Genomic DNA, 13,251 nt, shown 5'->3' on the forward strand with positions numbered 1-13,251 from the left:
GCTGCCTACCCGGAGAGCATTCCGGCACGCAGCCGGGTCAGGGTCCGCGAGAGCAGGCGCGAGACCTGCATCTGGGAGATGCCCAGTTCGGCGCCGATCTCGGCCTGGGTCTTCTCCTGCCCGAAGCGCAGCTGCAGGATCACCCGGTCGCGCTCGTCCAGCTGCTCCAGCAGCGGCCCGAGCGTGTGGAAGTCCTCGAAGAGCTCCATGGCCGGGTCGGGCTGGCCGATCCGTTCCGCGAGCGGCCGCGTCGTGCGCGTGGCCGTCGAGGTCTCCTCGGCCTCGGCGGTGTCCAGGGACCCGCTCGTGTAGCCGTTCGCGGCCACCAGACCGTCGATGACCTGCTCCTCGGTCAGCTCCAGGTGCTGGGCGACCTCCTTGACCGTCGGGGCGCGCCCCAGGACGTCGGTGAGCGCCTCCTGGGCCTTGGCCAGTTCGGTCCGCAGCTCCTGGAGGCGGCGCGGCACGTGCACGGCCCAGGTGGAGTCGCGGAAGTACCGCTTTATCTCCCCGGTGATGTAGGGGAGGGCGAGCGTGGAGAACTCGACCTCGCGCTCGGGGTCGTAGCGGTCGATGGCCTTGATGAGGCCGATGATGCCCACCTGGATGATGTCGTCCATGTCCAGGCCGCCGCCCATCACGCGGGCCCGGAAGCGCCGTGCCGCGAACTGGACGAGGGAGAGGTTCATCTCGATCAGGGTGTTGCGGGCGTACTGGTACTCGCGCGTGCCCTCTTCCAGGGTGCGGAGCCTGCCGAAGAAGAGCTTCGACAGCTCGCGCGCGTCACCGGGCGCCACCTCGCGGGCGTTCTTCACCTCGGGCAGTGTCAGGTCCTGGGGTGGGGCCTGCGTGTCGCCGGGCACGGTCGGAGCGACCTGTGCGTCTGTTGCGCGAACGGGGCTTACGGCTGTGGCCGAACGAGACATGGTGGCCGTTCCCTCCCTGGTGACTGACGGCTGCTCGGGCGCTTGTGCCCCGACTTCGCGTTCCTACGCGTCCCGCTCCTGATCTTTTTTGATTTTCTTTCTCCGCCTCCGTGCGGCCGGGCGGGCGGAGGCCGCCGCGGTGGTGCGTGTGCCGAGCTCCCGGAGGTCCGGGTCGGCCGATGAGCAGGCATACTCCCTTGCGGAGCCCGTAGGTGACGATCCGGGGAGGCGGAGGCGGACATGACCGGAGCAAGGGACGCGAACCACGAAGGCGTCGTCGGGGAGGGCTACCCGGCGGGCGCCGGGTGGGTGGTGGCCGCGCACGGCGAGCTGGACCAGGACACGCTGGCCCCGTTGGAGGAGGCGCTGGCCGCCGCGGCGGACCGGCACGGGATGGTGGTGCTGGACGCCACCTCCATCACCTTCGGGGATTCGTCGTTCCTGAACCTGCTGCTGCGCCTGCACCACCACACCACCCTGCGCATCGCCGCCCCCGGCGAGCAGCTCCGCCGCCTGTTCGCCCTGACGGGTGCCGATACGGTGCTGTCCCTGCACCCGACCGTCGAGGACGCGGCCCGCGTGTCATGAGGCGGCCGGCCCGGAGGGCGCCCGCTCGCGGTGCGGGGAGGGACCGCCCCCGGGGCGGAAGCAGGCCGTGATCGCCTTGCCCCCGTGGACGGCGTGCACGCTCCAGTCGTCGGCCAGGGTGGCGACGATCCCGAGCCCGCGGCCCGAGGTGGCGCCGGCGTCCGAGCGGGCCGCCTCCTCGCGGGGCCGCGGCAGGCGGGGGTCGGAGTCGGCGACGCTGACGTGGAGGCAGCAGCCGTCCCACGTCAGCACCAGGTGTGCGGTGCCCGCCGCGTGCAGGTGGGCGTTGGTGACCAGCTCGGACACGCTGAGCAGGACGGAATGCACCGTGTCCGGGGCCGATTCGGTCCAGGTGAGCGAGGCCAGGTGGCCGGCCGTCCACTGCCGGGCGGCCCGTACCCCCCTCGACACCGGGAACGAACGGGCCCAGCCCACCGCCTTGACGGCCAATGTCCTCACCCCACTTCGTCGGTCTTCGTCCGTCACCGGCTCGTCTGCCCGCCGTGCGGGCATACACCCCCCGCTTCCGCCGCGGGGTGCGGAAGCGTTGCTTCCGGGTGATCGCGGTGCCGTAAGGTCCTTCGGGCGGCGATAGCCTTCGCCTATTGATCGTGGGCAGTGCGTAGTGAGGTTGGCGGGATGGCTGAGCGGACGGGCACGGAGCCACTGAGCAGGTCGGCGGCGCTTCCGGGGGACACCGGGATCGGCGAGAGCGGCATCGGCGAGGCGGAGCTCCGTAGGCTGCTGGCCGGCCTGACCGCCGTGCGCGACGGGGATTTCCGTACGCGGCTGCCCGACCACGCGGACGGACTGCTCGGCGAGATCGCCACGGTCTTCAACGGGATGACCGACCAGCTGTCGCTGTTCACGTCCGAAGTGACGCGCGTGGCGCGCGAGGTGGGCACCGAAGGCACGCTCGGGGGCCAGGCGGAGGTTCCGGGCGTCGGGGGCGCCTGGCGGGACCTGACGGATTCGGTCAACTTCATGGCCGGAAACCTCACAGCCCAGGTCCGCTCCATCGCCCAGGTCGCGACCGCCGTGGCCAAGGGGGACCTCTCCCAGAAGATCACCGTCACCGCGCGCGGGGAGATCCTGGAGCTGAAGGAGACCATCAACACGATGGTCGACCAGCTCTCCGGCTTCGCGGGCGAGGTGACCCGCGTGGCCCGTGAGGTCGGCACCGAGGGACGCCTCGGCGGCCAGGCCGACGTCAAGGGCGTCTCCGGCACCTGGAAGGACCTGACGGAGTCGGTCAACGTCATGGCCGACAACCTGACCGCGCAGGTCCGCTCGATCGCCGAGGTCACCACCGCGGTGGCCCAGGGCGACCTGACGCAGAAGATCCGGGTGGACGCCCGCGGGGAGATCCTGGAGCTGAAGGAGACCATCAACACGATGGTCGACCAGCTCTCCGCGTTCGCCGACGAGGTGACCCGCGTCGCCCGCGAGGTCGGCACCGAGGGCAACCTGGGCGGCCAGGCCACCGTCCGCGGGGTCTCCGGCACCTGGAAGGACCTCACCGACAACGTCAACGTCATGGCGTCCAACCTCACGGGCCAGGTGCGCTCCATCGCCCAGGTCGCCGCCGGCGTCGCCCGCGGCGACCTCTCCCAGAAGATCATGGTGGAGGCCAAGGGCGAGGTGGCCGCGCTCGCCGGGGTCATCAACACCATGGTCGACACCCTCTCCGCGTTCGCCGACGAGGTCACGCGCGTCGCCCGCGAGGTCGGCACCGAGGGCCGGCTCGGCGGCCAGGCCCGGGTCCCCAACGTGGCCGGCACGTGGAAGGACCTCACCGACAACGTCAACTCCATGGCGAACAACCTCACCGGGCAGGTCCGCAACATCGCCCTCGTCACCACGGCGGTGGCCAACGGCGACCTGTCCAAGAAGATCGACGTCGACGCCCGCGGCGAGATCCTCGAACTCAAGACCACCATCAACACCATGGTCGACCAGCTCTCCTCCTTCGCCGCCGAGGTCACCCGCGTGGCCCGCGAGGTCGGCAGCGAGGGCCGGCTCGGCGGCCAGGCCGAGGTGGAGGGAGTCTCCGGCACCTGGAAGCGGCTGACGGAGAACGTCAACGAGCTCGCGGGGAACCTCACCCGGCAGGTCCGCGCCATCGCCGAGGTCGCCAGCGCGGTCGCCGAGGGGGACCTGACCCGTTCGATCACCGTCGACGCCTCCGGCGAGGTCGCCGAACTCAAGGACAACATCAACTCCATGGTCGGGTCGCTGCGCGAGAGCACCCGGGCCAACCAGGAACAGGACTGGCTCAAGACCAACCTGGCCCGCGTCTCCGACCTGATGCAGGGCCACCGCGACCTCGCGGTCGTCGCCGAGCTCGTCATGGACGAACTGACCCCGCTGGTCGCCGCCCAGTACGGTGCCTTCTACCTCGCCGAGGACGGCCCGCACGGCACCGTCCTCACCCTGGTCGGCTCCTACGGGCGTCCGGCCGGCACCCCGGACTCCACCGGATTCGCCCTGGGAGAGTCCCTCGTCGGACAGGCCGCGCGCAGCCACCGCATCATCGCCACCGACCAGGTCCCCGCCGGCTACGTCATCTCCTCGGGCCTCGGCCACACCACCCCCGGCAGCCTGATCGTCCTGCCGATCGTCGTCGACGACCAGGTGCTGGGGGTCATCGAGCTCGCCTCCTTCGCCGCGTTCACGCCCGTCCACCGCGACTTCCTCGGGCAGCTGATGGAGACCATCGGCGTCAACGTCAACACGATCGTCGCCAACGCCCGCACGGACGAGCTGCTCGGCGAGTCCCAACGGCTCACCGGCGAACTCCAGGCACGCTCCGCGGAACTCCAGGACCAGCAGGAGGAACTCCAGCGCTCCAACGCCGAGCTGGAGGAGAAGGCGGCCCTCCTCGCCAGCCAGAACCGCGACATCGAGGCGAAGAACCTGGAGATCGAACAGGCCCGGCAGGAACTGGAGGACCGCGCGCAGCAGCTGTCGCTGGCCTCCAAGTACAAGTCCGAGTTCCTGGCCAACATGAGCCACGAACTGCGCACCCCCCTCAACAGCCTGCTCATCCTCGCCCAGCTGCTCGCCCAGAACCCCACCCGCAACCTCAGCCCGAAGCAGGTCGAGTACGCGGGCATCATCCACTCGGCGGGGTCCGACCTCCTCCAGCTGATCAACGACATCCTCGACCTGTCCAAGGTCGAGGCCGGCAAGATGGACATCAACCCCGAGCGGGTCGACCTGCCGCAGCTGCTGGAGTACGTCGACGCCACCTTCCGCCCGATGACCACGCAGAAGAGCCTCGACTTCACCGTCACCACCGCCCCCGACGCCCCCACCGGCCTGCTCACCGACGACTCCCGGCTGCGCCAGGTCCTGCGCAACCTGCTCTCCAACGCCGTGAAGTTCACCGAGCGCGGCGGCGTCGAGCTGCGCATCGAACCGGCCGCCGCGCCCGAGGTCCCCGCGGGGCTGCACGGCCGCGGACCGGTGGTCGCCTTCCGGGTGCGGGACACCGGGATCGGCATCCCCGAGCAGCAGCTGGAGTCGGTGTTCGGCGCCTTCCAGCAGGCCGACGGCACCACCAGCCGCAAGTACGGCGGCACCGGCCTCGGGCTTTCCATCAGCCGGGAGATCGCCCAGCTCCTCGGAGGCGCCGTCACCGCCGAGAGCACCCCCGGCCAGGGCAGCACCTTCACCCTCTACCTGCCGGTCAGCCGGGCCGACTACGAGGACGTGCCCGCCTTCGACACCCCGTCCGCCGCCCCGAGCGCCGGCGGCTCGACGACCGTCGAGGCAGGCGGTTCCGGCAGTCCCCTCCCGGCCCAGCGGCAGGCACGCCGGCTGCTGGTGATCGAGGAGCGGCAGGGCGGCCTGCTCTCCCTCGTCGCCGAGAGCGCCGACCGGGACTTCGCCCCCAGACACCGGTCCGCGGGGGACCGGGGCGGCCTCCAGGTCGTCAACGCGACCAGTTCGCGGGAGGCGGCCGCCGCACTGGCCGCCGACTCCTTCCACTGCGTGGTCCTCGAGCTCGACATGCCCGACGGCGAGGCGCTGCGCTTCCTCGACGCGCTCGACGGGGACCCGGCGCTCGCCGGCCTCCCCGTCCTCGCCCACAACAACCCCCGGCTGAAGACGGGGCAGGAGCGGGTCCTGCGGGAGCGGGCCGCGTCCCGCCGCCTGGAACTGCTGTCGAGCCTGGACGAACTCCGGGAGCGCATCGTGCTCCACCTCACCGCCGACCAGCCGAGCGACGTCCTGCCCCTCGCCCAGGGCGGTGCGGAGCGGCAGCAGACCGCCCACGTCCTCGACGACGACCTCGCCGGGCGCACCGTCCTCGTCGTCGACGACGACGCCCGCAACCTGTACGCACTCAGCGGCGTGCTCGAACTGCACGGGGTCCGCGTCCTGCACGCGGAGGACGGGCGCAAGGGAATCGAGACCCTCACCCGCAACCACGGCGTGGACCTGATCCTGATGGACGTGATGATGCCGGAACTGGACGGGTACGCGGCGACCGCCGAGATCCGCCGGATGCCCGCCCACTCCGGCCTGCCCATCATCGCGGTCACCGCCAAGGCCATGCCCGGCGACCGGGAGAAGAGCCTCGCCGCGGGCGCCAGCGACTACGTGACCAAGCCCGTCGACGCCGACGACCTGATCGCGCGCGTCCGACACTGGCTCACGCGGTGAGCGCCACCCGGCCGGTCCCGCCCGCCCGCGGCCACCGCCGCCCCAGCAAGGAGCCGGCAGCACGGTGAGCATTACCGACACGCAGCACCCCGACGAGGCCCGCCCGCCCGGTCCGCCGGACGCGGAACCGGCCCGCGGCGTCATCCCGCATCAGGCCCCGACCCCGCTGGGGCGTCTGGTCGCCACCGTGGAACGCCTGCGCCGCGAGGTGCGGGAGGCCCACGCGGCCGCCGACGGCAGGGCCCTCGTGGAACTGGCCAAGGGCATCCTGATCGGGCAGCTGAGCTGCACGCCCGCCGCCGCCGCGCGCCAGCTCGACGACCTGTGCCGTGACACCGGGCTGTCGCCGCTCGAACTCGCCGCCGACATCGTCAACCAGGCCGCCCGCGACCAAGTCAGCGACGTCGCCGCCGAGTTCGTCGAACGCACCGCCGGCCCCGGCCCGCTCCGCCCGCCCCCGCCGGCCGCGCCCGCGGTACGGCCCGACACCGTCGCGGTCCGGCTGCGCACCGCCGAGAGCGGCATGCTCGCCGTCGCCGCCGACACCCAGGCCGTCGCCGAGTCGCTCCTGACGAACGCCCTCGCGCCCCTCGGCGCCGCCGCCGTCGCCGTGTGGACCGCGGCCCCCGACGGTTCCCTGGCCCTCGCGGGGCACGCCGGTTTCCCGCCCGGGGAGGCCGCCCGGTGGCACCACGTACCGCCGGGCGTCTCCACCGTCGCCCGCCTCGCGCTGCAGGAACGCCGGCTGGTCGCCGTCGCCCGCCTCAAACGCGACGGGCTCCCCTCCATCGGCCACCTCCAGTGGCCCGACGGCGGCCGGATGGCCGTCCCGGCGGGCACCGGCGGCCGGATACACGGCGTCCTGGAGATCTGCTGGCCGCAGCCCCTGCCGCCGCAGCCCCCGAGGATCGAACGCCAGGTCGAGGCCCTCGCCGAGCTCTGCGCCCGCACCATGGACACCTCGCCCGCCGCCGACCCCGCGGTGGACACCGTCCTCCCCGACGTCCGCGAGCTGATCGACCTCGCCGAGGGACTCCACGATCCGGCCGTCGTCCTCACCCCCGTGCTCGACCCCGACGGCTGCCTCACCGACTTCCGCATCCGCCACACCAGCAGCCGCTTCGTCGACCCCGCGGGCCGCCCGCGCGGCGACGTCAACGGCGCCCTCCTGCTGGAGGCCTATCCCATGGCGGCCGGGGAGAGCGGTCTGTTCGACGTCGTCGAGCGGGTGCACGCCACCGGAGAGCCCTTCCGCGCCGAACGCATGGGGCTGACCGCTCTCGTCGACCAGATCCCCCTGACCTCGGTCGCGGACATCAGCGTCAGCCGGCACGGCGCGGCCGTCCTGCTCATCTGGCGGGTCGAGGACGAGACCGCACGCCTGGCCGACCTCCTCCAGCACGCCCAGCGCCTCGGCCGCATCGGCGGCTTCGAGGAGAACCTCCTCACCGGCGAGACCACCTGGAACGCCCAGCTCTACGCCCTGCACGGGCTGCCCCCCACCGCCTCCCCGGTACGGCTGCGGGAGCTGCCGGACTACACCCACCCCGACGACTCGGCGGCCCTGGGCCGCTTCCTGCGGGCGGTGCTGCGCTACCGCCGTCCCGCCTCGGTGAACCTCCGGCTCCAGCGCGCGGACGGGATCACCCGCCACGTCCGCGTCGTCGCCGAACCCGTCCTCGACGCCGACCAGGGGTTGTACGCCGTACGCGGCGCCTACCAGGACATCTCCGCCCAGCACTGGACCGAGGTGGCCCTGGCCGCGACCCGCGACCAACTCGCCCACACGGCGGCCGAGTCGGCGGAACGCAACCGCCTCGCCCTCCAGCTCCAGCACGCCATCATGCCCCCCAGCCCGCAGGCCGTGGAGGCCCCCGGGCTGCGGGTCGCCGTCCGCTACCGGCCCGCCGAGACGGAGTCGCTCGTCGGCGGCGACTGGTACGACACCGTGGTGCTGCCCTCCGGGCTCGTCCTCCTCTCGGTGGGCGACGTCGCCGGCCACGGGATCGAGGCCGCCACCGGCATGGTCGTCCTGCGCAACGCCCTGCGCGGGCTCGCCGTGACCGGCGCCGGGCCGGCCCAACTGCTGTCCTGGCTCAACACCGTCACGCACAACCTGGCCAAGCACGTCACGGCCACCGCCGTCTGCGGACTCTTCGACCCCGGCACCCGGGTGATGCGTTGGGCGCGCGCCGGACACCTGCCGCCCGTGCTGGTGCGCGGCGCGCAGGCCGAGGCCTTCCCGCTCATCGAGGGCCTGCTGCTGGGCGCCCTGCCGGACGTCCGCTACGCCGAGCGGGAGGTCCAGCTCGAACCGGACGACACCCTGCTGATGTTCACCGACGGCCTGGTGGAGCGCCGGGACTCCTCGGTGCAGGACTCCCTCGGCCATCTCGTACAGGCGGCGGCCGCCTGCTCCGGCGACCTGGACGGGCGGCTCGACCGCCTCCTGGCGGCCAGCCGGTCCGACACCGACGACGACACCTGCGTCATCGGGATCCAGGTCGGCTGACGGGGCGGGCCGTTTGGGACGGCCGTGAGCGAACAGACGCGCACGGGAGGCGCCCGACCGAGCGCCGCCGTTCCCGGCCCGCCGCGCAGAAACGAGTCATCATGCCCCGCCCGAGTTCCGTCACCGAGCACGACCTGACCCTCACGATGGAGATCCGCCAGCTGCGGGAACAGCTGAGGTTCCCGCTCCGGGCGACGTTGCGGTGGTCACCGGGCGCCCCGCTGGACGTCGGGATCACCTTTTACGTCCCCGGCGCCGAAGAGGTGACCTGGACACTCGGCCGCGACCTCCTGGCCCGTGGCGTCCGTACCCTCGTGGGGGAGGGCGACGTGCGCGTCCGGCCGGCGTCCGGGCCCGGCAGGGAGGGGCAGGTGCTGCTGCGCCTGGGGGCGGAGCCCATGGTCGCCCTCTTCGCGCTGGACCGGGCGGAGCTGCGGTCCTGGCTGGAGTCGACCTGGCGGGTGGTGCCGGCCGAGGCCGAGACAGAGCGCCTGGACTGGGCGTTCTTCGACCGGTTGCTGGCGTGAGGTCCGGCGGCGTCAGCCCACGGCCCGGGCCCGCAGCGCACGGGCCGGCTCCTGCCCGCCCCCGCTCGCCAGGACCCGTACCTCGCCCTGGTCGCTGATCTCCGCCCGGACGATGCCGCTGGCGTCCTCGTAGACGGGATGGCCCCCGGGCCCCGAGGCGTCGGTGCGGGTCATCCTGACCACGTCCTCGCCGGTGCCGTCCGCGGAGGCGAAGACCACCTCGTACGCGTCCTGCGGGGAGCCCTTCGATCCGTGCACCGTAGCCATCGCCGGCCCTCCTGCCGTGCCGTGTCGTGTGTCGTCCGCACGGCGGTGGATCTGTGGGATCTGTCCCACCTGCCACGCTAAGCCCGCCCCGGCGCCCGCGCAGGCCCGCCGGTCCGCTTCACGGTCCGCGTCACGGCCGCCGCCGGGCATACCCGCGGCCGGCCCGGGCAGGCGGAAGGGGTTCCAAGGACGTCGAGGCAAGGGAAAGACCGGATGCGCAGTGTGGGCGTGGAAGAAGAGCTGCTGCTCGCGGACGCCGGGACCGGAGAGCCGCTGGCCCTGGCGGGAGCCGTGCTGGCGGCCGCCGACGGGGAGCAGGACCCCCAGGGGCACTCCTTCGAGTCGGAGCTCCACGAGGAGCAGGTCGAATTCGCCACCAAGCCGGTGACGGGGATGGCCGAGCTCCGGGACGAGATCCTCCTGTGGCGGGCCGAGGCGGCCCGGCACGCGGCCACGGCCGGCGCGGTGGTCGCCGCCACCGCCACCTCCCCGCTGCCCGTGCGCCCCTCCCTCTCGCCCGGCCACCGCTACGCATGGGCGGCCCGGCAGTTCGGCATGACCGCGCAGGAGCAGCTGACCTGCGGCTGCCACGTGCACGTCTCGGTCGAGTCCGACGAGGAGGGCGTCGCGGTGCTGGACCGGATCCGGCCCTGGCTGCCCGTGCTGACCGCGATGAGCGCGAACTCGCCGTTCTGGCAGGGCGAGGACACCCGCTACGCCAGCTACCGCAGCCGGGTGTGGAACAGGCTCCCGGCCGCCGGCCCCACGGACGTGTTCGGCTCCGCCGCGGCCTACCACGCCCAGGTCGAGGCCATGGTCGCGTCGGGAGTCCTGCGCGACCGGGCGATGGTGTGGTTCGACGCCCGGCTGTCGTACGCGTACCCGACGGTGGAGATCCGGGTGGCCGACGTCTGTCTCGAGGCGTCGACCCCCGTCCTGCTGGCCGCGCTCGTCCGCGGGCTGGTGGAGACCGCGGCCCGCTCCTGGCGGGCCGGCGAACTGCCCGCCCCCGTCAGCAGCGGCCTGCTCCGGCTGGCCTCCTGGCAGGCCGGCCGCTCGGGACTCGACGGCCCGCTGCTGCATCCCGCCACGATGCGGCCGACGACCCCCGAGGACGCCGTCCGGGCCCTGTACCGGCACGTCGGGGACGCGCTGGCCGACGCGGGTGACGAGCACCTGGTCCGCGAGGGCATCGCCCGGCTGCTGGACGGGGGGAACGGCGCGCGCGTCCAGCGGGCCCTGCTCCGGTCGGAGGGGGACCTCGCGAACGTCGTCCGGGAGTGCGCGCGGATCACGGCGGGCGGCGCCGCGTGACCGGCGGGGCCCGTCGTGCGGGCCGGGCCGCGGGGCCCGCGGTGCGGCCGGGACGTACCCTGGCCGCGTAGGGCGGCGCGCAGCGGGCAGGCGCGGGGGAAGGCCGTCGAAGGGACGCCGTGGGAGCGGCGTCGCCGAAGGGATGCCATCCATGCTGATCGCCGCGCTGCTGTTGCTGCCCCTCCTCCTCTGTGCCGTGCTCGCGCTCGGCCGCTACGAGGAGTTCCTGCTCGGCCCCGGCCCGGACGCCGGGCCACCGCTTCCCGCGGGCACCCGGCCGCCGGAGACGGCGCCGGCGGGGCCCGGGCGGCACCGGCACCGGCCGCGCCACGGGCCGGCCGGCCGGGGGACCCGCGTGGGGGCGGTCAGCCGAAGTCGGGCAGGATCAGTGAGCCGTCCTCGTACAGGGTGAAGCCGGGATTGTGGGCGATCTCCCAGGCGTGGCCGTCGGGGTCGGTGAAGACGCCCGAGTAGAAGCCGATGGCGTTGACGGTGGCCGGCCGGGTGATCGTGCCGCCGGCCCGCCCGGCGGCCGCGAGGAGGTCGTCCACCTCGGCGTCCGTGCGGACGTTGTGCGCCAGGGCGATGCCGCCGAAACCGGTGGACGGGCCGGGCGGGGTGGGCGGGAGTCCGCAGTCCTCGGCCAGTTTCCGCCGGTCCCACAGCACGAGGGCCAGACCGCCCGCCTGGTGGAAGACGGTCTCCTCGACCTCGGTGCCGCGCCAGCCGAGCGCCGCGTAGAAGTCCTTGGCGCGGGCGAGGTCCGCGACGCCGAGGGTCACCAGGCTGATCCGTTGCTCCATCCGGACACCGTAACGGTCGTCACACGCTCGCGCTGTCGGGTGCCCCGGGAACGGCGGGCCCGTCGGCGGCGGGCGCGTGCGGAGCGGGGGCGCCGGGCGCGGGGGACTCCACCGCGGTCGCCGGGGCGGCGAGGTAGGCCAGCAGGCCGGCGATCTCGCGGTCGGCCTCGGCCGGGTGGCGGAAGCGCGCGGCGGGGGTGACGACGTAGCGGTTGCGGCGTCCGTCCCGGGTCCGGGTGAGGTAGCCGTCCGCCTGCAGGTCCGTGACGATCGCCTGCACGGTGCGCTCGGTGAGGCCGCAGTCCACCGCTATGTCGCGCAGGCGGATGCCCGGGTCGCGGGCGATGGCGATCAGGACCCGGGCGTGGTTGGTCAGGAAGGTCCAGCGGTTCCTGCGGGAACCCGTGTGTTCGCTCTCCACGCGGCCATTGTTGAGGCGGGACTCGCGAAAATCAATTCCAGAAGAACGTTTCCGGTATAACTTGACGTGTGTCCGTGGGCCCGGCAGGGTGCAGGTGAGCGGAACGACCCTTCCGCATGACCGAACGACCGCGCGCAACGCACCGCAAGCACCCGTGCCCAAGGAGCGACGATGACCCCCACGGCCACGGCCACCGTCATGACCCCGGCGACCCCCCGGACGCACACCACCCCCACCGGAGGGACCGCAGCCGCCCCCGCGCTCAGCGGGCTCCCGGACGTGTCCTGCCCGCGCGAGCTGTCCACCGGCGACGCACGCCGGCTGACCCGCGTCTTCTTCGAGCGGCTCCGGTCCCTGGAAGAGGGCACCCGCGAGTACCAGTACGTGCGCAACACGCTCATCGAGATGAACATCTCGCTGGTCCACTTCGCGGCCCGGCCCTTCCGCGACCGCTCCGGCGGCCCGGAGAACGAGGACATCGTCCAGGTCGGCATCATCGGCCTGATCAAGGCCATCGACCGCTACGACCCCGAGCGGAACACGCAGTTCACCACGCTCGCGGTGCCGTACATCACGGGCGAGATCAAGCGCCACTTCCGGGACACCACCTGGGCCGTGCGCGTCCCGCGCCGCCTGCAGGAACTGCGCCAGCTGCTGGCCCAGGCCACGGAGGAACTGACCTCCGTCACCGACCACCCGCCCACGCCGGCCGAGCTCGCCGCGTTCCTGGACCTCACCGAGGACGAGGTGCGCCAGGGCCTGGTCGCGGCCAACGGCTACTCCACCCAGTCCCTCGACGCGCCGCAGGAATCCGCCGTGTCCGGCACCGGGGCGCAGTCCGCCGGGGGGCCCACGCGCACCCTCGTCGAGACCATGGGCGACGTCGACCCGGCCCTGGAGGCCGTCGAGGACCGGCACGCCCTGGCGCCCCTGCTCGCGGACCTGGACGAGCGCACCGCGCGCATCCTGGAGATGCGCTTCGGGCAGGAGATGACCCAGGCGGAGATCGGCGCGGAGATCGGACTCTCCCAGATGCACGTGTCCCGGGTGCTCAACCGCACCCTGGGCGCCCTGCGCGAAGGACTGCTCCGCGACTGATCGCTCCGGCAGCCGCCGGCTCCGGGACCGCGGCCCCTGAGGGGAGCGGGTCCGGACGCGTACACCGGCCGTGTGGGGCGGGACCGAAGAGATCTCTTCGGTCCCGCCCCACACGGCCGCTGCC

At 73.3% G+C, this 13,251-nt stretch carries 11 protein-coding genes; 6 read left to right on the plus strand and 5 right to left on the minus strand.

What is annotated here, in order from left to right; all coding sequences use genetic code 11:
* Window positions 1-5: 5 nt before the first annotated feature.
* A complete protein-coding gene (locus tag ACPU2J_RS32185) occupies window positions 6-926 on the minus strand; it encodes a SigB/SigF/SigG family RNA polymerase sigma factor (RefSeq protein ID WP_399821832.1) in 921 nt (306 codons plus the stop codon).
* A 240-nt stretch (window positions 927-1,166) separates the two neighbouring features.
* On the opposite strand from ACPU2J_RS32185, the gene ACPU2J_RS32190 reads away from it, so the two are divergent.
* The gene (locus ACPU2J_RS32190) at window positions 1,167-1,514 is read left to right on the plus strand and encodes an STAS domain-containing protein (protein WP_361601558.1); all 348 of its coding nucleotides are present in this window, start codon (window positions 1,167-1,169) and stop codon (window positions 1,512-1,514) included.
* On the opposite strand, the gene ACPU2J_RS32195 is transcribed toward ACPU2J_RS32190, so the two are convergent.
* Window positions 1,509-1,973, minus strand: coding sequence for an ATP-binding protein (locus tag ACPU2J_RS32195; RefSeq protein ID WP_365499806.1), 465 nt, complete (start codon window positions 1,971-1,973; stop codon window positions 1,509-1,511). The two genes, ACPU2J_RS32190 and ACPU2J_RS32195, sit on opposite strands and share 6 nt — an antisense overlap.
* Window positions 1,974-2,153: 180 nt before the next feature.
* Between ACPU2J_RS32195 and ACPU2J_RS32200 the strand changes: the two genes are divergently transcribed.
* The 3 genes from ACPU2J_RS32200 to ACPU2J_RS32210 all read left to right on the plus strand — a co-directional run bounded on the left by ACPU2J_RS32200 (window position 2,154) and on the right by ACPU2J_RS32210 (window position 9,224).
* Entirely contained in the window at window positions 2,154-6,185 is a 4,032-nt protein-coding gene (locus tag ACPU2J_RS32200) for a HAMP domain-containing protein (protein WP_420078482.1), read from the plus strand.
* A 70-nt stretch (window positions 6,186-6,255) separates the two neighbouring features.
* Entirely contained in the window at window positions 6,256-8,697 is a 2,442-nt protein-coding gene (locus ACPU2J_RS32205; RefSeq protein WP_423835034.1) for a SpoIIE family protein phosphatase, read from the plus strand.
* Between the two features lie 101 nt (window positions 8,698-8,798).
* Complete coding sequence (locus ACPU2J_RS32210; protein WP_420078481.1) at window positions 8,799-9,224, plus strand: SsgA family sporulation/cell division regulator; 426 nt, start codon at window positions 8,799-8,801, stop codon at window positions 9,222-9,224.
* A 12-nt stretch (window positions 9,225-9,236) separates the two neighbouring features.
* Here ACPU2J_RS32210 and ACPU2J_RS32215 read toward each other — a convergent pair whose 3' ends face one another.
* On the minus strand, window positions 9,237-9,491 hold the full coding sequence (locus ACPU2J_RS32215; protein WP_420078480.1) for a DUF6296 family protein: 255 nt from the start codon (window positions 9,489-9,491) through the stop codon (window positions 9,237-9,239).
* Window positions 9,492-9,704: 213 nt separating this feature from the next.
* Between ACPU2J_RS32215 and ACPU2J_RS32220 the strand changes: the two genes are divergently transcribed.
* The gene (locus ACPU2J_RS32220; RefSeq protein WP_423834627.1) at window positions 9,705-10,805 is read left to right on the plus strand and encodes a glutamate--cysteine ligase; all 1,101 of its coding nucleotides are present in this window, start codon (window positions 9,705-9,707) and stop codon (window positions 10,803-10,805) included.
* A 365-nt stretch (window positions 10,806-11,170) separates the two neighbouring features.
* On the opposite strand, the gene ACPU2J_RS32225 is transcribed toward ACPU2J_RS32220, so the two are convergent.
* Both ACPU2J_RS32225 and ACPU2J_RS32230 read right to left on the minus strand, forming a co-directional pair.
* Entirely contained in the window at window positions 11,171-11,608 is a 438-nt protein-coding gene (locus tag ACPU2J_RS32225; protein ID WP_423834628.1) for a VOC family protein, read from the minus strand.
* Window positions 11,609-11,627: 19 nt separating this feature from the next.
* Entirely contained in the window at window positions 11,628-12,029 is a 402-nt protein-coding gene (locus ACPU2J_RS32230; protein WP_365499821.1) for a helix-turn-helix transcriptional regulator, read from the minus strand.
* Between the two features lie 171 nt (window positions 12,030-12,200).
* Between ACPU2J_RS32230 and ACPU2J_RS32235 the strand changes: the two genes are divergently transcribed.
* Window positions 12,201-13,127, plus strand: a complete 927-nt coding sequence (locus ACPU2J_RS32235; RefSeq protein ID WP_423834629.1) for a SigB/SigF/SigG family RNA polymerase sigma factor — start codon at window positions 12,201-12,203, stop codon at window positions 13,125-13,127.
* Window positions 13,128-13,251: the final 124 nt, after the last annotated feature.

The sequence above is a fragment of the Streptomyces manipurensis genome, from assembly GCF_049570255.1.
Classification (GTDB): Bacteria; Actinomycetota; Actinomycetes; order Streptomycetales; family Streptomycetaceae; genus Streptomyces; species Streptomyces manipurensis.